This window comes from Brevundimonas sp. DW-iso22, assembly GCF_058725425.1.
Window position 1 is genome coordinate 101,800 of record NZ_JBZXEB010000005.1, and the last position, 18,408, is coordinate 120,207.

At 66.3% G+C, this 18,408-nt stretch carries 19 protein-coding genes and 1 pseudogene; 8 read left to right on the forward strand and 12 right to left on the reverse strand.

Annotated features, from left to right (window positions below; genetic code table 11):
* Positions 1–6: 6 nt before the first annotated feature.
* From AC4PRM_RS09235 to AC4PRM_RS09265, 7 genes are all read right to left on the reverse strand, one after another.
* Positions 7–441, reverse strand: a complete 435-nt coding sequence (locus tag AC4PRM_RS09235; protein ID WP_492039598.1) for a hypothetical protein — start codon at positions 439–441, stop codon at positions 7–9.
* A complete protein-coding gene (locus tag AC4PRM_RS09240) occupies positions 432–3,005 on the reverse strand; it encodes an excinuclease ABC subunit UvrA (RefSeq protein WP_492039599.1) in 2,574 nt (857 codons plus the stop codon). The genes AC4PRM_RS09235 and AC4PRM_RS09240 overlap by 10 nt, the downstream gene beginning before the upstream one ends.
* A gap of 281 nt (positions 3,006–3,286) precedes the next feature.
* The gene (locus AC4PRM_RS09245; protein WP_492039600.1) at positions 3,287–3,943 is read right to left on the reverse strand and encodes a BON domain-containing protein; all 657 of its coding nucleotides are present in this window, start codon (positions 3,941–3,943) and stop codon (positions 3,287–3,289) included.
* 151 nt (positions 3,944–4,094) lie between these two features.
* The gene (locus tag AC4PRM_RS09250) at positions 4,095–4,388 is read right to left on the reverse strand and encodes a putative quinol monooxygenase (protein WP_492039601.1); all 294 of its coding nucleotides are present in this window, start codon (positions 4,386–4,388) and stop codon (positions 4,095–4,097) included.
* A gap of 12 nt (positions 4,389–4,400) precedes the next feature.
* Positions 4,401–4,979, reverse strand: coding sequence for a DsbA family protein (locus tag AC4PRM_RS09255; protein WP_492039602.1), 579 nt, complete (start codon positions 4,977–4,979; stop codon positions 4,401–4,403).
* Positions 4,972–5,496, reverse strand: coding sequence for a redoxin domain-containing protein (locus AC4PRM_RS09260; RefSeq protein ID WP_492039603.1), 525 nt, complete (start codon positions 5,494–5,496; stop codon positions 4,972–4,974). The genes AC4PRM_RS09255 and AC4PRM_RS09260 overlap by 8 nt, the downstream gene beginning before the upstream one ends.
* A gap of 174 nt (positions 5,497–5,670) precedes the next feature.
* Complete coding sequence (locus AC4PRM_RS09265; protein WP_492039604.1) at positions 5,671–6,354, reverse strand: Crp/Fnr family transcriptional regulator; 684 nt, start codon at positions 6,352–6,354, stop codon at positions 5,671–5,673.
* Positions 6,355–6,585: 231 nt separating this feature from the next.
* On the opposite strand from AC4PRM_RS09265, the gene AC4PRM_RS09270 reads away from it, so the two are divergent.
* Complete coding sequence (locus tag AC4PRM_RS09270) at positions 6,586–7,209, forward strand: TMEM175 family protein (RefSeq protein ID WP_492039605.1); 624 nt, start codon at positions 6,586–6,588, stop codon at positions 7,207–7,209.
* Between the two features lie 194 nt (positions 7,210–7,403).
* A complete protein-coding gene (locus tag AC4PRM_RS09275) occupies positions 7,404–8,192 on the forward strand; it encodes an MEDS domain-containing protein (protein ID WP_492039606.1) in 789 nt (262 codons plus the stop codon).
* A gap of 15 nt (positions 8,193–8,207) precedes the next feature.
* Here AC4PRM_RS09275 and AC4PRM_RS09280 read toward each other — a convergent pair whose 3' ends face one another.
* Entirely contained in the window at positions 8,208–8,366 is a 159-nt protein-coding gene (locus AC4PRM_RS09280; RefSeq protein WP_492039607.1) for a hypothetical protein, read from the reverse strand.
* Between the two features lie 221 nt (positions 8,367–8,587).
* Here AC4PRM_RS09280 and AC4PRM_RS09285 point away from each other — a divergent pair.
* A pseudogene (locus AC4PRM_RS09285) lies at positions 8,588–8,758 on the forward strand (LuxR C-terminal-related transcriptional regulator); the annotation flags it as partial.
* A gap of 98 nt (positions 8,759–8,856) precedes the next feature.
* Here the strand turns inward: AC4PRM_RS09285 and AC4PRM_RS09290 are convergent.
* From AC4PRM_RS09290 to AC4PRM_RS09305, 4 genes are read right to left on the reverse strand one after another with little or no spacing between them, the layout of a single operon-like run.
* Positions 8,857–9,309, reverse strand: a complete 453-nt coding sequence (locus AC4PRM_RS09290) for a helix-turn-helix transcriptional regulator (RefSeq protein WP_492039608.1) — start codon at positions 9,307–9,309, stop codon at positions 8,857–8,859.
* The gene (locus AC4PRM_RS09295) at positions 9,302–10,765 is read right to left on the reverse strand and encodes a type IV secretory system conjugative DNA transfer family protein (RefSeq protein WP_492039609.1); all 1,464 of its coding nucleotides are present in this window, start codon (positions 10,763–10,765) and stop codon (positions 9,302–9,304) included. Before AC4PRM_RS09295 ends, AC4PRM_RS09290 begins: the two co-directional genes overlap by 8 nt.
* A gap of 13 nt (positions 10,766–10,778) precedes the next feature.
* Entirely contained in the window at positions 10,779–11,696 is a 918-nt protein-coding gene (locus AC4PRM_RS09300; RefSeq protein ID WP_492039610.1) for a toprim domain-containing protein, read from the reverse strand.
* Positions 11,697–11,699: 3 nt separating this feature from the next.
* On the reverse strand, positions 11,700–12,368 hold the full coding sequence (locus AC4PRM_RS09305) for a JAB domain-containing protein (RefSeq protein ID WP_492039611.1): 669 nt from the start codon (positions 12,366–12,368) through the stop codon (positions 11,700–11,702).
* A gap of 439 nt (positions 12,369–12,807) precedes the next feature.
* Between AC4PRM_RS09305 and AC4PRM_RS09310 the strand changes: the two genes are divergently transcribed.
* The 5 genes from AC4PRM_RS09310 (at position 12,808) to AC4PRM_RS09330 (ending at position 18,405) form a co-directional block, all read left to right on the forward strand.
* Positions 12,808–13,389, forward strand: a complete 582-nt coding sequence (locus AC4PRM_RS09310) for a hypothetical protein (RefSeq protein ID WP_492039612.1) — start codon at positions 12,808–12,810, stop codon at positions 13,387–13,389.
* 124 nt (positions 13,390–13,513) lie between these two features.
* Complete coding sequence (locus AC4PRM_RS09315; protein WP_492039613.1) at positions 13,514–14,131, forward strand: hypothetical protein; 618 nt, start codon at positions 13,514–13,516, stop codon at positions 14,129–14,131.
* A 124-nt stretch (positions 14,132–14,255) separates the two neighbouring features.
* A complete protein-coding gene (locus AC4PRM_RS09320; RefSeq protein ID WP_492039614.1) occupies positions 14,256–15,002 on the forward strand; it encodes a fimbria/pilus periplasmic chaperone in 747 nt (248 codons plus the stop codon).
* Entirely contained in the window at positions 14,999–17,446 is a 2,448-nt protein-coding gene (locus AC4PRM_RS09325) for a fimbria/pilus outer membrane usher protein (protein WP_492039615.1), read from the forward strand. The genes AC4PRM_RS09320 and AC4PRM_RS09325 overlap by 4 nt, the downstream gene beginning before the upstream one ends.
* Positions 17,443–18,405, forward strand: coding sequence for a hypothetical protein (locus AC4PRM_RS09330; protein WP_492039616.1), 963 nt, complete (start codon positions 17,443–17,445; stop codon positions 18,403–18,405). Before AC4PRM_RS09325 ends, AC4PRM_RS09330 begins: the two co-directional genes overlap by 4 nt.
* Positions 18,406–18,408: the final 3 nt, after the last annotated feature.

Sequence of the window (18,408 nt, forward strand, 5' to 3'; positions counted from 1 at the left end):
CGGATGTCAGCTGGCCGACGGCCTCCAGCCTTTGGGCCTGACGCAGGGCGATCTCGACGCGCTCCCGCTCCTCGTCTGGGACGCGAGTTGGCGATTGGCGGTCTCAAGCTCGGCGGTGCGTTCCGCGACCCGTTGCTCGAGCAGCGCCTCGGCCTTGCGGATGTCCTCCATCCGCTCGCGCGCCTCATACTGACGATGGCGACCGCGCAAAGCCGTCCTGACCGCACTGATCAGTGTAGTGGGATGGAAGGGCCTCTCCAGAAAGCTCACATTGCCCGGAGTTTCGGACAGGCGTTGTGCGGCCGGGTTGCGCTCCACACTCCCGCCCCGCTGGGTCAGGATCAGAAACGGAAAGTCCGACCAGGGCGGCTGGTCTTCGATCCAGCGTGACAAGGCCGACAGATCACTGTGACGCACGGCCTCCTCGACGATCAGCGCCATCTAGCGCGTGTGGCGTGGGAGGTGGGCCCTACAGGCGATCGTCCGCCAAGCGCGCGATCGAGATAGGGCGCCGTTCGGCTGGACCGGGATTTGGCGACCTTGGCCGGCGGGCCACTGGCGACGATCCGCCCGCCCTCGTCGCCGGCGCCCGGGCCGATATCGATCACCCAGTCGCTCGCCGCTGCGACCTTCATGTCATGATCGACCAGAATGACGCTGTTGCCGGCGTCGACCAGAGCATTGAGCTGGCCCAGCAGGCGTTCGACGTCGGTCGGGTGAAGGCCGGTAGTCGGCTCGTCTAGCACATAGAGAGCGCCGCCGCGCTGGGCACGCTGCAGTTCCGTCGCCAGCTTCACCCTTTGAGCTTCGCCGCCCGAGAACTCGGTCGCGGGCTGTCCGAGGCGGAGATAGTTCAGCCCGACCTCGCGCAGCACCTTGAGGGACCGGCAGACATTGGGGGCGTCGCCGAAGAAGTCCCAGGCCTGCTCGACGGTCAGCGCCAGCACCTCGGCGATGGTCTTGCCCTTGTAGGTAATCTCAAGCGTCTTGGGATTGTAGCGGGCGCCATGACAGGCGGGACACGGCGCGTAGACGCTCGGCAGGAACAGAAGTTCGACCATGACGAACCCCTCTCCCTCGCAGCGCGGACACCGGCCTTTTGCGACGTTGAAGGAGAACCGGCCGGCGTCGTAGCGACGCTTTCGGGCTTCAGGCGTCGCCGCGAACAATGCGCGGACATGGTCGAACAGGCCGGTGTAGGTGGCGAGGTTGGAGCGCGGGGTGCGGCCGATCGGCTTTTGATCGACCTCGATTAGCCGCCGGACGCCTTCGAGCCCGCCGACGATGCGGCCCTCGGTTGCTACGGTCGGTGCGTCCTCGAATGCGCCTTCGACATCCGCGTCGTCCTTTCCCGCAGGTGTGGCGCCAAGCGCTCCGGCGACCAGCTCAACCAGCGCCTGGCTGATCAGGCTGGATTTCCCTGAGCCGGAGATGCCGGTGACCGTAGTCATGACGCCGAGCGGTATTTCGCAATCGACCTGCTTGAGATTGTTGCGCGACACGCCCTCCAGCCGCAGCCAGGCGGCGGGCTCGCGCATCCGGCTCGTGACGCCGACGCCCTCGTCGAACAGGTGTCGCCGTGTCTCCGACGCGGCGACCTCCGTGAGACCTTCGATGGCACCGCTGTAGAGGATCTGGCCGCCATGCTCGCCGGCGGCGGGGCCGACGTCGACGATCCAGTCGGCGCGGCGGATCACGTCCATCTCGTGCTCGACCACGAACAGGGAGTTGCCGACCGCCTTGAGGCCGTCGAGCGCCCGGAGCAGCGCCTCGGTATCGGCGGGATGGAGGCCGGCGGACGGCTCGTCCATGACGTAGACCACCCCGAACAGGTTGGAGACGACCTGTGTGGCGAGCCGCAGGCGCTGCAGCTCGCCGGGCGACAGAGTCGGCGTGCTGCGCTCCAGCGTCAGGTAGCCGAGGCCGAGGTCCAATAGGACCGAGAGCCGGCGGCACAGATCGCCGGCGATGCGCTCGACCACCAGTGCCTTCTCCGGATGCGTCTTGCGCAGCGGCTTCAGCTTGACCGCCTTCGCCTCGGCATAGGGCGCGAAGATTTTCGAGAAGCGGGCCATCGGCAGGCGGCTCATCTCGGCGAGATCGAGGCCCTCGAACAGAACGGACAGGGACTCCTGACGCAACCTCTTGCCGTCGCAGACCGGGCAAGGCCCGCCGATCATGAAGCGCGCGGCGCGGGCCTTCATCATCGCGCTCTGGGTGGTGGCGAAGCTGTGAGTCACATGGCGCTTGGCGCTCGAGAAGGTGCCCATATAGGCGGGCTCGGACTTGCGCCTGATCGCCCGCTGGATCTCCTCATGGGTCCATCCTGGATAGACGGGGACCTGGGGCTGTTCCTCGGTGAACAGGATCCAGTCGCGCGTCTTTTTCGGCAGGTTGCGCCAGGGCTTGTCGACGTCGACGCCGAGGCTGATGAGGATGTCGCGCAGGTTCTGGCCGCCCCAGGCCAGGGGCCAGGCGGCGACGGCGCGCTCTCGGATGGTCTTCGAAGGATCGGGCACCATCGAGGCTTCGGTCACCTCGTGGATCCGGCCGAGGCCATGGCAGCGCGGACAGGCACCTTCGGGCGTATTGGGCGAGAATGATTCGGCTTCGAGATGCGGCTGTCCCTGCGGGTAGTCGCCGGCGCGCGAATAGAGCATCCGCAGAAGGTTGGAGAGGGTTGTGACGCTGCCGACCGACGATCGGGTGGTCGGCGAGCCCCTCTGCTGCTGCAGAGCCACCGCGGGCGGCAGACCCTCGATCAGATCGACCTCCGGCGTCTCCATCTGGTGGAACAGGCGACGGGCATAGGGCGAGACCGATTCCAGATAGCGGCGCTGCGCCTCGGCATAGAGGGTGGAGAAGGCGAGCGAAGACTTGCCGGATCCCGACACGCCGGTGAACACGACAAGAGCGTCCCGCGGTATATCGACGTCGACGTTCTTGAGATTGTGCTCGCGCGCACCCCTGACGCGGACGAAACCGGGGGCCGTGTTGTCTCGCATGTGCAAATCCTGACCCTCTGTAGCCCCGTCGGTGCGGTTCGGTTGCATTGGCGCGACCGAACTCCAATCCGCTGCTTGCCTCGCGGGGCGTCAGTTTCGCTTCCGACGCACTCTCGTCCTTGGAGGCTTGCCCAGCAAGAACGCGCCGATGTCGCGCAAGGCCGTCGCCCACCGGAAGTCGGCGATGCCTAGGTTACGCCAGTCCGGATCGTCAGGCCGGGCATGATGTGTCGCCATGGCAGTCTCCTTCTTCCGATGGGCGATAGGCACTGATCGGGCAGTTACGGCACGACGATCGTGATCCGGTTGTCGACACGGGACACGCCGGGCGCACGCCAGGCCGCGCGTTCAGCGTCCTGGCGTTCAGCCCAGGAGCGCACGGTTCCGCGCAGGATGACTTCGCCACCGTTCGCCTCGACCGTGATCCGCTGCGCATCGAGTGCGGCGGAGCGCTTCAATGCGTCCTCGATCCTGGACTTGACCTCGGCGGGCGAGGTGCGGGGCTTGATCTGGATGAGATTGATCACGCCCCTCAGGCCCTCGATCCGGCGCACGGCCGCTGCGGCGCGCTCGCTCTGGAACTTCCATTCGACGTCGCCCTCGAGCGTGATCAGGCCGTTACGGACGGTGACCTTGATGTGCTCCGAGGAATAGGGAAGCTCACGCTTGAGCGCCTCGGCGGCGTGACGCGCGATCTCGGGGTCGGCATGCTCCTTGAGCGAAGGCAGCTTGACCTCGATGTCGTTGGCGAGGCCGCGGACGCCCCGGACCTTCTTGGCCTCGCGTTCGGCTTCATATTTCTGGCCGTAACTGCGGACGAAGCCCGTCAGGGCGACGACGCCGTCCTTCACGGCCACGCCGATGTCGGTCGCGTCAATGTCCGGGTTCCAGCGCAGCGCCGCTTCCACGTCGCGCTTGATGTCAGTATCGGTCTGCATGGCGTTTCTCCTTTTTAAGTGGAGCGCCAAAGGTAGAGCCGGGTCCAAGCATCGACGCTGACGACCGTCAACATCGTGGGCGGATTGCAAGAAAAAGGGCTCTCCGGCCGAGACCTGAGAGCCCAGATGGGCGGCAGGCTGTCGGGAAGCTCTACTTCGCCGCGAGCAGCGTCAGCTTGTGGATTTGCGGCGGTTCCGAGAACAGGTCGCTCGCCTTTTCCATCAGAGCTGCGGCGACACTGCCGTCGAGATGGGCCTGGCGGTCGGCTTCGGTCTCGAAGGTGTCGAAAATGGCGTACTGCCCCGCACCTTCCTCAATCGCATACCAGGTCAGCGTCCCTGGCTCCTCTTGAACCAGCGGAAGCGCCGATCGCAGGAAGTCGGCGACGTCGCCTTCCCTGCCGGGCTTGGCCTTCAACGGCACGTAAAGAGCGAGCTTGGTCATCGTTGCCTCCTGCTATGAAAAATGGGCACCGGTCACAGGACCGGCAGCCTTACAACGCGCCCCGGCCTTTAGGGTCGCTGTTTCGATGGCGGCCGACAGCGACATCGCGTCGTGCGCGCCACTGTGCCTCTGCCCATTGATGAAGAAGCACGGCGTGCCGTTCACGCCGCTGCGCGCTCCGCCGATCAGGTCGGCGTCGACCCTGGCCGTGTAGACTCCCTGTTCCAGGGCGGTCTGAAGTGCGACCGGATCGAGCCCGAGCGCCCGCGCAAGCGTGACCAGCATGGCGCCGGACAGATGGTGGCCATTGACGAAGATCGCCGCGTGCATGTCCCAGAAATGCCCGTGCGCGCCAGCGAACTCCGCGGCCTCCGCGGCGGGCTTGGCCATGGGGTGCACGGTCCAGAGGGGGAAATGCCGGTAGACGTACCTGAGCCCATCTCCGAAATGACGTATCACCCGCTCGACCTCTGGCCACGCGGCTTGGCAGTGCGGGCACTGGTAATCGCCATATTCGACGAGCGTCACCGGGGCGTCGGCGGGACCGAAGACATGGTCCTGATCGTTGATGGGGACGCGCAGGTCAGACATCGGCCGTCTCCGGCTTCGGCATCCGTTCGAGCGCATCCAGAATGCCCTCGGCGCCGGGATTGACGGCGATTGGCGACAGATGGCTCCAGACAATATGCCCGGTCTCGTCGAGGACGAACAGGGCGCGCTCCGCGACGCCTTCGTTGTCGCGAAAGGCGCCGTACGAACGGGCGATGTCCCCCTTGGGGTGAAAGTCGGCGATCAGCGGAAAGTGAAGCTGGTTTGCCTTGGCATAGGCCTGATGACACCAGACGCCATCGACCGAGAGGCCTAGCAGCTCGGCGCCGTGCTTTCGGAACTCCGGGAGGACCACATTGTACAGGCTCATCTGGTCGCCGCAGACCGGGCTCCAGTCGGCCGGGTAGAAGGCCAGGACCACCGGTCGCCCCCTGAGGTCGCGCAGGGAGAGCGTCTGGTCGGCGGTGACGGCGCCGGTGAAGTCGGGCGCCAGGGTTCCGGGTTTCAGGATGTTACTCACGATGCGCCTCCACCGGGTGGGCCCGAACGGCCCTGCCATGTTTCCGACTGCTCGCACGTTCGGGGCCGGCGACGCCCTGACGACCGTCAATGTTTCGTCCCGGAAAGAGGGGCGGCGCTCTCCGGGGTTGGGGGGCGAAGAGAGCGCCGCCGGCCGCAGCTGACCAAGGTATCAGAGCGGCCATCTCATCTGTGGCAGAGGCAGCGGCAGCCCTCACCGCCCGGCGTCCGAGAGCATCGCTGCGTCGCGGATTTCGACGTCGCGCGGAGTCTTCAGCGTGATCGATCCACGGCGGCACAGAACGGTCATGGCGCGGCTGACGGTCTCGACCGCAATGCCGAGGTGATCGGCGATGTCGTAGCGCGTGATCGGCAGAACGATCGTGGTGGCGCCGCCTGGCGCCACCCTGCGCGCCAATTCCGCCAGGTAGGCCCCGACCTTTTCCCGAGCCGAGATGCGGCTCTGCACGAGGAGGTGATGCTCGAGCCGGCGAATGACCTCGCCTGCGCACTCGTGCATCACTGCGGCCACGCCGGGAAAACGGGCGACGAGACCATCGATCTCCTCGCGAGCGAACGACACGATCCGCGTGTCGTCCAACACGGCCTCGAGGAAGAAGGCCGGGTCGACGGGCGCGAAGCCCACAGGATCCCCGATGATCATCAGATCGATGATCTGCCGTTGACCGTTGGGCCGCAGCGCGAACTTGCGGACCGCTCCGGACAAAACGCAGGCGACCGCGCCCCGTGCGACGACCGAGTCGCAAGCCTGGTTTTTCCGCCACCGGGTTTCGCGCCCTGCCCCAACGACGGCGGCGCTGACATCGGATCCACCGAGCAACGTTGCCGGCCCCGGTTCGGCTCCGAGAAACCCAGCGTAGTCGCCTCTTTCTTGCATGACGCCCTCCGGTTTGCTCGCTTGGGTCAACCTGCACGGGCGGCGACGAGCGGACCATCTGTGGATTCCACTACAGGGCGCGTCCGTAACCAGGGCGGTTGACTGCATTCGTTAGGCGGCGTTGACGGGCGTCAATGCGCAGCCGAGCGTCAGTAGCCATGGTCGCCGCAGATGCGATGGAAGCGGCCCGAACTAAGGGACCGGGCTTCGCGCGCACAGAGGCCACCAGCAATGAAAACCGACCGACTGATGGCGTTCACCGACGGTGTGTTGGCGATCGCCATCACCATCATGGTCATCGATCTTCACGTGCCCAACGCCAGCCATTGGGAGGCGGTCCAGCCCGCAGTTCCGGTGCTGGCCGCCTATGCGTTGGCCTTCATCAACATCGGCATCTTCTGGACCAATCACCACCACATGGTCGCGACAGCGCGCAAGGTGAACGGACGGGCGCTGTGGGCGAACCTGTTCCTTCTGTTCTGGCTGACCCTGATGCCGTTCGTGATCCGATGGATCGGCCTTGCTGGCGTCACGTCGCAGCCCGTGGCCGCGTATGGGGCAGTCACCGTAATGGCGGCCTTTGGGTATATGTGGCTCGAGCGCGAGTTGATTCTGGCCGAAGGCACGGAGTCTCGGATTCGAGCCGCGGTTGGTTCGCGCGAGAAGGAGTGGGTCAGCTTCGCCCTCTACGGCCTCGGCATTCCGGCCGCTTTCCTTTCGCCCTGGATCGCCATCGCGCTCTACATCGCCGTGTCATGCATGTGGTTGACCCCGGACCGTCGTTTCGAACGCTGGCACAGCCTGCAGCAAGCTGAAGCTCACCTTCGACAAGGTCAGAAGATCGATTCTCACTGACGCCGACCTTGGAGCGGCAGTTCGACCCGACCGCTCGCCTCGATGACTTGTCGACAAAAACCCAAGGTTTTAAGGCCGAACTGTGTTAGGGCAGTTCCGTCGCTGCACTGGCGACTCCCGCCTGAAGGATGGGAACGTCGATGCCACAGAGCCACGATCGACAGCCCGTCGGGGCCGAACCACCGTACGATGCGGTGCTGGGGGCCATACGCCACGGCGCCCATATCTGCGCATTCTACGAGACCGATGAGGACCTCCTGGACCTCGTCACTCAGTTCTGCGCGGCCGGCGCGCGCAGGGGCGATCTCTGTCTCTGGATGATGCCCGATGGCGCGGACGCCGACGCCCTGGCAAAGGCCGGGGTCGAACTCCATTGCGCCGACGATGCCTATCAGCAGGGGGGAGCGTTCGCAGGCGGGCCCATGGTGGCGTTCTGGCACGAAAAGCTCGCCCAAGCCCTCGCCCACGATCAATGCGGCCTGTCCGCCACGGGCCACACCTGCTGGCTGCAACAGCGGGACTGGCAGGCTTTCATGGACTACGAGAATTATCTCAACGAGGTGATTGCGAACAGACCGATCTCGCTGCTTTGCACCTATCCGCTTTCGGCCTGCAAGGCGGGCGATGTCTTCGACGTCGTTCGCGCCCATGAGGTCGCGCTCGCCAAGCAGCACAATCATTGGTCGGTGATCGAGAGCCATCTGACAGACCGCAACGCCGACGCGCTGGAGGCAGCCAGCCGGGTCGCTTCTATGTCGCCGCGCGAGCGCCAGGTCCTTCTGCTCGTCGCTGATGGGATCACCACAAAAGCGATTGCGTTCGAGCTTGATCTCAGCGTCCGGACGATCGAGGTCCATCGCGAGCGCGCCATCAAGCGACTGGGCGTACGCACGATGATCGAAGCCGTCAGGCTCCTGACTCTGGGGGCTCTATCGGCCCCCTTGATGGACGTCAGGCGTCATGTGCCTCGCGGCGATCGATAACGTCGACCGCCGCCATCAGCCTAGCGCGTAAAGATCGCGCGCGCCAAACCGCTGCGGGACGATCGGCTCACCAAAAGTGCGCGAGATCAGATCTCCCGACAGGTGGGAAAAGCCCGCCGCCCAAGCCTGCATGAACTGGCTGTGCGTACCGACGTCATAGTAGGCAGCTGCCATCCCGGCGTCCCGTGCAGCCGTCGCGAAGCGCTTGAACAGATCCTCTGCTTGCCGTGCCTCGCCCGACAGGTGGACGACGCCGCAGAGGCCCGTGTCGCGCCATCGCCCGATTTCCCCCGACTCGTCACTGTGAGCCAGCAGGCCGCGACAGAATGGCTTTAGGTGGGTGACCAGTCTGCTGAGGATCAGCGCCGGCAGGCCAGGCTTGCCTCAGCCTCAGGGAGCGTCAAGTCGTCCGCAATCTCGCGACCGGAGCGCCCAGCAAGTTAATCGCATATCGGCCCGGTATCAGTCTGCTCAACGTCGGAATGCATCGGGCTCACATCTCCGAAAAGCTCGGCGTGCCGACGGCCGCAGCAATCGCGCTCGGCTGCGCGGCGGGTCTCATCTGACTGCCAGCCCTTTAACAGCGCGCGACTGGACCGACATCCGATGGCCGGGCTTCCCTAGCGGCGCGCCGAAACCGGACCTTCCCAAGGTCGCCTAAGAGTCAAAAGCCGAAGTCGATCTGATCCGGTGAAACCGGCTTCGGCCGCACGCGACGCCGCGCCGAAGCTGTCGTAAGGCTGGACACGGCTACTGTGGGGGCAGCGCCACCTGTGTTGACTGCGACGTCGGCAGGCCTCGCAGCGGGCTTCTGCGCACACTGCCGGCTGGGCTTGGTCGGAAGACACGGCGTCGGCCGTTTACCACTAGCCAGCCGGCGATGGGCCTTCCAGGCTGTGAGCTCACTCTCCCACCACCCAACCCGTTTGGCGGACACCGGCACCGGATGGGGAAAATCGCCTGTCTGCTGCATGCGCCAGGCCGTGGTCCGGCTGATGCCCGTAATGTCCCTGACGCTTCGCCAGGGCAGCAGCCGGTCCTCCCGGTCATCAATATTGCCGGCCTTACTAGCACCGGACCGCGGTCCTCCATGCGTCGGCTGTCCCAGCTCAGCCATGGCGTCGCGCCCGGGCCGCAGGTGATGCGCCTGCCCTCACCTCACTGATCTGGCTCTTTGCCCAGACTTCCAGAAGGTCGAGCGGATAGTAGGGGCGCGACCGGATATGCAGACACGGGGGTCCGCCTGTTCCCACCGGCCGTCCAGCGCTGTGATCCGCTGGGTCTCGCCCCAGTCGGAGACCTCCACCACGAACGGTTTGACCACGGCGCGTTCGGCCTGGACCCACCAGCCGGCACCGAGAAAGCCCGCGAGAACCAGGTTGGCCATAGGTCTCCACGATGTCGTTCAGGGACTGGGCGACGAACATGGTCTTTATGCCGAACCCCGACATCAGCCGCAGCGACTTCTCGAAGAAGGCGAGACGACCGAGCAACGGAAACTCGTCCATCAGCATCAGGAGATGGTGGGTCTTCTTCTGTCCGGTGGCATCCTCGGTCTCATGGGCTGTCAGAGCCTGGGCCGCCGCATAGAACAGCAGCCGGACCAGCGGACGCAGGGCCGCCGCGTCGGCCGGAGCCACCTGGACGAAAAGAGACACCGGCGCGTCGGCGCACATCAGGTCGCCCATGGCGAAGTCCGAAGCCGACAGCACGCGTTCGAGGTCTTCGCCTGCCAACCATTTCAGATACGAACGGGCCGTCCCCTGGACCGAGGTGCGGAACCGGTCGTGCATGGCCGCATAACCCTTGACGGCGGTCCGGATGAAGGGATGGACGGCCGGCTCGCCGTTTGGCCCGAGACTATGCAGCGTCTTGAGCATGACGTCGGCCGTGCCATCCAGATCGGCCAACAGATCGCGGACGGTCAGGAGCGTCTTTTGGGCGTCCCCGGCGGAGTAGAGGACGTGCAAAATGACCGCCTCGAGGATTTCGGAGGCGGCCTTGTCCCAGATGGCCTCGTCATCCCGCACACCGCCCGGGTCGGACAGTATGGCGACCAACCTCTGGATGGGAGCCAGCTCCCCGGGACCGGGCTGGATCTCGGCGAGCGGGTTCCAGCGTGCGGAGGCCGGGTCGCGGGGGCTGAAGTAGAGCGCGTGTGAAAAACCAGACCGCCACCCCGCCGTGGTTCGCCACAGCTCTCCCTTCGGATCATGCGCCATGACGCTTCCGCCCCACGACAGCAGGGTCGGCACGACGTGTCCCCGGCCCTTGCCGCTGCGGGTGCCCCCGGTGACGAGGGTCGGGCGAAGATCCGTCGTCGCAAGCACCCTGCCGTCGAGAAGCCCGAGCACCGCCCCGCCGTCGGCCAGCAAACCGGCGGCGCGCGCGTCCTTCATCCCGCCCCATCCGCGAACACGCGCCTGGGGCCCGCCCGACGCGAGGGTCGCCAATCCAAGCCCCGAGACCATGCCGATCAGGATCAGGGGCGAAGTCCTCGACATGACGCCCTGCACCTCCTCGCCGAACTTCAGTCGCCAGCCCAGGATCGCCCAGGGCGGATATTCCCGCACGCGCCGGCATCCCTCACCGCCCTTCCTCCTTCCTCCGCTCCGCCACGGCCACATCATTCCAGTCGCCGTAACCCGGTGGCGGAAGGGCAACCTCTGCGCTGACGCCCTGCGACAGCAATCGGTCCTGCAGCACGCCCGCCGCTGTTTCTCCGGCCGCTCCCCGGTCCGCTGCGATTACGACGTGCCGTACCATGGTCGGGGCGGACCACGTCGCCAGGTTGTTCGCGGACAGGAGCGCCCAGCCCGGCAGTCGGAACCGTCGCGATGCCGAAAGGGTCGTCATCACCCCTTCGCCGACGAGAAGACGATGTCCGGCTTGATGGAGCCGTACGGCGGACGCTGCCGTCAGCAGGCCCACGGTCTTGCGAGGGAGCCGAAGATCCATGGCCACCTGGCCGTTGGGGTGCAGGTAGACGATCTCGACGGCCGTCAGCTCACCACGCGCGTCACAGACACGGGCGACGAGCGCCGGTCGACGTCGCCTCGAGTCTCCGAAGATGGATACGGGCGCTCCCCGATGATGGCGCAAAGCGTCCGACGTCATCCCGCCCACGCACCCGACCCTCGAGACCAGATGCCGGAAAGATGCGCTGGCCGGCGTCAGTGGGCCGGCTTCATCCCAGAGCGCCCGCGCCGCCGACAGGCGTCGTGACCCATCGGGCCGCGGCGACGACGTCCGCGTCGCCAGCGTGCCTGATCCGGAACCGATGACCCTGCCCGAGCGGTCGATGAGGCCTAGGTCGCGAAGATGCAGGCTGATTTCGCGCCAGTCCGTCGAGCCGAAGGCGTGAATGATGAGCCTGTCGCCCGACAGCAGCAGGGAGACCGACCGGTCGTGCTCGCTGTGGCCGGGCGTGCGAACCATCGCCCGCTGCCCGGCCGCCCATATCTCGCCGCCCAGGGCGTCCACGATCGCACTCAGGTTCGCCATGGCTCAAATGAGTCCCAGCGACCTGAAGCTGGCCGTGCCCTGCCGTCCGACGATGACATGGTCATGGACCTGGATGTCGAAGACGCGGGCGGCGTCCATGACCTTTCGGGTCATCGCGATGTCGGCGGTGGAGGGGGACGGATCGCCCGACGGATGGTTGTGGACCAAAATCATCGAAGACGCGTTCAGCTCCAGCGCCCTGCGAACCACCTCGCGGGGATAAACGGGTGCATGATCGATCGTGCCTGTTGCCTGGATTTCCTCGAGCATGAGCACGTTTTTCTTGTCGAGAAACAGAACGCGGAACTGCTCCCGTGGCTGATGGGCGAGTGCGGTTCGCACATAGGCGATGAGCTGGCTCCATGATGAGATCACGGGACGCCGGGAGGCGTCCTCCCGGGCGGCGCGCAAGAACAGGACACGCAGGCGATCCAGTTGCAGGATAATCTCCCGCGAGACGCCCATCCGCCGCAGTTCGCCGGCCTCGGCATTCAGGATCGAGCCCAGGTCGCCGAATCGGTCGGCAAGCAGGGTGGCGGTCCGGTCATCGCCGGAGCCAGTACCCGCCAGGACGAGCGAGAGAAGCGCGGCGTCCGGGGCGAGCGCGACTGATGTGTCCATCGGGTGGTTCGACAGCTCGGTCTGCAATTCGGGTCGGGGTTCGGACAGCATGGCGGGTCTCCAGCGCTCCCGATCGGAGCCCCCCTTCCCGCCCTTCCTCCTCCTCCGGCAGTTGCGACGCCTGCCCTCCCCCGGCCAGACGTGTGATGGCGCCGTCGAGTCCCCGAACCGAACACAAAAGGCCGATCCGCCCCCGATCGCTGGATGAGTGGGACAATCCGGACGTGCGCATACACCCGCTCAAAGGGCGATCCGGGGCCATACCGTGCCAACGGACACGGCCGGGGAGAACTGTCCGGCCCCGGTAGAAAAGCCTAGGCGTTTCAAACACCAAGCTCCACCATATCCACGTTTGATGAATGGTTGTTCATAGTTAATTATTTGCTTGCCATACCCGCGTGCGGTGTGGGAGTGGCGTCCCAAAATGGGATGGCACTGGTCTTGAAGTGTCGTCTTCGAACCCGGCGTTTGGCGGGATGCGAGGGGATTGATGGCTTTCAAAGCGACATATCGGGGCCGGTACAGCCTGGGTGGGGTCACGTTCCTCGCCCTGCTGTCATGCGCTTCGTTCGCCGCGGCCCAGTCCCCAGAAAGCGTCGATGTGGTGGTTACCGCCGAGGTGCCCGCACGGTGCGGGTTCACAACGGCGGCAACGACCCGGGACGCGACCGGCGATCTGGAGAACGCCGGGCGTGAGACCATCCGTCTGGGTATGGACTGCAACGCTCCCTATGCCATCACCGCCCGTGCCGTGAACGGCAGGATGGTGCGGTCCGGTTCGGGCCCGGATGGCTCGGACTTCGCCTTCGAGAAAAGCTATGGCGTGACACTGTCCCTCGACACGGACACCGGTCTGGTCACCGGCAAGCGTTGCGTCTCTGAAGACCTGGTCCAGGCCTCCAGCGCATGCGCCCTGTCGAGCCCGACCGGTCTCGAGTCCGGCGACGGCATCTCGATCGAACGCGACGCCTCGCTGGTCATCGACTGGCCCGACCAGAGGGATGTTGGCCGACGTCTGGCCGAAGGCTCTTACAGCGACACCATCATCCTCGAGATTGGAGCGCGCGCCTGATGTCGCGGCTTCTGTCTCAACTCCCCCATTCGGATGTGTCTCGGCACGCCGAACCCTTCGACCCGATCATCGGGATCGAGCCACCCGTCGGCCCTGAGCTGACATCCAACCCAAGGAAACACCCATGAACCGCGCAATCTTCGCGGCCGCTTCGGCTGCCGCCCTTCTCGTCGCCGGCTCCGCCTCGGCTCAGGTCGCCCAACAGACCGTGACCATCAACGGCAACGTTGAAGCCAAGTGCGGCGTGACCGCCCAGACCTCGACCATCAACCTGGCCGGCGACCTGACCGACAGCCGCGCCCTGGTCCGCACCGCCGTGACCCAGGAAATCGCAACGGCCCTGAACGCCGCCCAGATCATCCCGTTCTGCAACGGCACGACCAACCAGGTCGAAATCAAGCGCGCCGTCCTGGCCCGCTCGGGCGCCACCGGCGGTGGCCTGCTGGGCGACTTCGCCCAATACGTCCGCTACAACCTGGACGCCTCGCTGGGCGGTACCGTGCTGGACACCACCACCGTTGACGGCGCAACGTCCAACGTGGGTCGTTTCGGCGGTCACTTCAGCGCTGGCAGCACCACCACCCACCTGAACTTCGCCCCTTCGGCCGCCAACGGCAACGCCGTTGCCGCCTCGGGTGGTTCGGACACGAGCATGGGTACCTGGAACGCCCGTACCGACCGTAGACTGGCCGCGGGTGCCTACCAGGGCTCGGTTCAGGTCGTTCTGACGCCCGGCGCCTAAGACACCGGCGTTTGGTTAAGGCCGGGTTCAAACTTGGCCGCTAGAGATTGGGCCGGTCTTCCGCGTGAAGGCCGGCCCGGTTTTTTGTGTGTATCGAGGCGACAGCATGTTCGGACTACCTCCCTTGAAGCTGCACGCGGCCGTGGCCGCCATCGTCATGGTCGTGGCAAGCGCCGTTCCGGCTTCAGCGATCAATGTGGCACCGGTCATCGTCGACCTGCTGGCGTCCGGGCGCCGCAGCTCGGCCATCGTCACCATGCAGAACACCTTCTCCACTACGGTCCCGGTGGAGCTGACCGCCAGCGTGGTCGAACTGGTCGACAATGAGTTCAGGGCCGTCGACGGCGAGGTCGAGGACCTGCTGGTCTTCCCGTCCCAGGCGGTTGTCGAGCCCGGCCAGTCCCAGGCCTTCCGCATCCAGTGGGTCGGCGACCAGGAGCCGGACCAGAGCCGCCACTTCTATGTCTCGGTCAACCAGCTGCCCATCGATCTGCCGGAGAACGAGAACGCCCTGCAGGTCCTCTACAGTTTCCGCGTCCTGGTCAATGTCGCGGCAGCCTCTGCCAGCGAGAGCCTCCAGGTCCGGTCGGCGACGATCCAGACCACGGAAGGCCGCAGTGTTCCCGTCATCGAGGTCGAGAATACCGGACAGGCTTATGGCTATGTCGGCAAGGGGCGCATGACTGTCGTCCAGACCAACGACGCCGGTCAGGAAGTCTTCCGGGAAAGCTATGAGCCGGACGTGATCCAGCGGGTCATGGGTCTGGGCCTTGTGCCTTCAGGCAAGACCCGCCGGCTGCCGATGAACATCGAGCTCCCGCAATCCACGGGCACCCTCACGGTGACCCTGGCCCCTGTCGAGGGTCGATGAGCGCGCGGTCACGCCCTCTCGCTGCCGCGATGATCGCGGCGGCCTGTGCGCTCGGGGCCACGCTGCCCGGTACCGCTGCTGCGCAGTCCGCGCCCCCGCTCAACCCGTCCGGCCGCGACATCGCCCTGGGCGGCCCGCTCAAGGACGGCGACTTCGTCCTGGGCGAGATCGACTATGTCCTCAGGGCCGACGATACCATCCTCATCGACGGCGAAGGACTGGTCCGCCTCCTGGCCCGGACCCTGTCGCCGGCGGACCTGGACCAGCTGCGCGGCGTGATTGCCGGTCGGGAGCGCGTTCCCGCAGCGGATCTCATCCCGCTGGGGCTGGGTGTCCGATATGATCCCGCCACCTTCGGCCTTATCCTCGACGTGGCGACGGCGGCCCGCCCAACCCAGGTCATCAGCGTGGCGGGTGCACCCGTCGGCGTCACCGGTCCCGTCGAACGACCGGCAGGCGTGAGCGGATACATCACCGCCTATGCGGTGGGCGACTATGTCCACCGCACGACCGGCGGCGGAGAAGGCTTTTCGACGCCGTCTGTCCTTCTGGACAGCGCCCTGCGGGTGGGCGGCTTCGTCCTCGAGAACGAAGCGACGATCGATGAACAGTTCAGCCGCGAGGGCACGCGCGTCGTCTATGACGATCTGGCCCGGACGGCCCGCTACACGGTCGGTGACCTGCAGCCCATCGCCCGCGGATTCTCGGGCGCGACGCCCCTGGCCGGGCTTTCGATCGTGCGCAGCTACGCGGACCTCGAACCGCAGAGGAACGTCCAGCCCCGGGGGCAGCGCTCCTTCACCCTGGATCGCGCCGCGACCGTGGAGACCTTCGTGAATGGTCGCTCGGTGCAGCAGACGCGCCTGGGCCCCGGCAACTACGACATCCGCGACTTTCCCTTTGCCCAGGGCGGCAATGACGTTCGCCTCGTCATCCGGGACGATACGGGCCGGGTGACCGACCTGTCCTTCTCCATCAACTTCGACCGCACCCTGCTGGCACCGGGCCTGACCGAGTTCGGCGTGTTCGCCGGGGCGCAGTCGCGGTTCGGGCCGGACGGCATCGAATATCAGGACGAGTTGGGCGCGTCCGGCTTCTATCGCCGGGGCCTGTCCGAAAGCCTCACCGCAGGCGCCAACTTCCAGGCCAGCAGCCAGGGAGCCGTCGTCGGCGGCGAGATCGCGGCGGCGACCGGGATCGGCGCCTTCGGCGCGGACCTGGCGTTTTCGTCCCTTGAGGGCATCGGCGAGGGATACGCCCTGAACGTCGGCTATGAGCGGGTGTTCGAGGGCGTGCGAGGCAACCTGTCTTCGGTGGCGGCGACCGTGCAGACCACCAGCGCCAACTTCGCCACGCCCGGCTCGCTGACCGCAAACAACCGCTTCGCCGTCGAAGTGGGCCTCAGCTGGTCGCAGTCCCTCAGCGAGACCAGCTTCATCAGCACGGATGCCTTCCACTCGGTGGGGCGTGACGCGGAACCCGACCAGAGCACCCTGCGCGCCACCTATGGCAAGCGGGTCAATCCGAGACTGCTCTGGACCGCGGAGGCCGTCTATGAAGACCGCCAGAACATCCAGGACTATGGCGTCCGGCTGGGACTGACCTACCGCTTCAGCCCCTTCTCGAGCGGCTCTGCCGAAATCGACACGCGCCGCGAGCGCGCCCGCGTCGGCTACCAGACCTCGCGAGGCCGGGGCGTCGGGGCATGGAGCGCGTCCGCCGACCTGGAATCGACCGAAGGCAACACCGGGCTCAACGCCACCGTGACGTCGGTCCGCAACCGCGCCGAGGTCGGGGCAAGCCACCAGACCTTCTTCAGCGCAGACGGCGGCGAGATTTCCGACCAGCGCACCTCGCTGCGGGTCGGTACCTCGCTGGCCTTCGCGGACGGGCGGTTCGCGGTCTCCCGGCCGATCTACGACAGCTTCGCCCTGGTCGCGCCGCACGCCTCCCTGCGTCAGGCCGAGGTCTATGTCGATCCGCAGGACCAGTTCTACAGCGCCCGCTCGGGACTCCTTGGACCGGCGGTCGTCCCGGACCTCAGTGCCTATTCCCCCCGCCTCATCCTCTATGATGCGCCCGAGTCGCCCGCCGGCTACGATCTCGGTCCGGGTGCCGCCCAGGTCCTGCCGCCCTACCGGTCCGGCTATGTCATCGAGGTCGGTTCGGACTACTTCCTTTCGGCGACCGGCCAGCTTCTGCAGCGGGACGGGACGCCGCTGGCGCTCTGGGTCGGGGAGGCCGAGGAGATCGATGGACCGGACAGGCCGGCCATCCGCCTATTCACCAACCAGACGGGACGGTTCGCCATCCAGGGGCTGCGCCCCGGACGCTGGCGCGTGTCCTCGTCCTCGCCGAACGGCCCTGTCTATATCCTCACCGTGCCCGCAGACGCCGAAGGCTTCGTGCGTGTCGGTGCCCTCAATCCGGAAACCCAGCCATGAAAACGCTCGCCGCAGGTCTCGTCGGTGCCCTGGTTCTGGTTCTGGTCCTGCCGCAGGCCGCCAGTGCGGCTGGCTGTGCCAGCTTCCAGGTGTCCGGATCGGATCTCAACCTGACCTATGATCCGTTCGGTGTGGCTCCCATCGAGCGTATATTCACCCTGCGCATCCAGCGGCAGGACCCGGCCGCCTCTGCGGTCCGCTTCATCCTGGTGGACCCGGATGCCTCGGGCGGAGTGACCCGCATCGGTCAGGGCCCCGAGGGCTATGGCATCGAGTCCGTCCGCGATCCTTCGCGTCCCCTGCTGTTTCGCGGAGCCGAGCAGCCCAATGCCACGAACGGACTGCTGACAAGCTTCAGCCAGGGTGCCGGTGGCGATATCGCGACAGAGACGCTCCGCCTGTCGGTCCCGGCCGGCCGCCAGGCACCAGCCGGGGACTTCTACGAACCCATCGAGGTCCGGTTCGCCTGCGAGACGGCGGACGGATCGGTCTCCACGCCCGACTATCAACAGGGCTCGCAGGTCGCCGTGGACCTTCGGGTCCCGGAGAAGATCTCCACCTTCATCGGCGCGCCCGGCGGGCGTCGCGGGCAGATCAGCTTCGGACAGCTGACGGCAGGCGGTGGAATGATCCAGCGCGACATCGTGGTGACCGCACAGTCGACCGTGCCCTATTCGGTCGAGCTTGAGGCCCAGCGCGGGCGGCTGCAGCGCCGGGACGAGGACGATTATGGCCTGGATTATCAGCTGAGGCTCTCGGGCCTGCCGATCGCGCCGGGCGGCGAACTGGTCTGCCAGCGCACCCCGGCTCCGGCGGGACGGTCGCATAATCTGGAAGTCCAGCTGAGCCAGGCGCAGGTCGGACGGGTGCCGGCAGGCAGCTACAGCGACACCATCACCATGAGCTTCACTCCGCGCCTGGGCCTGTCCGGCACGGACGGCTGTGCAGCCGGCTTCTAGGGC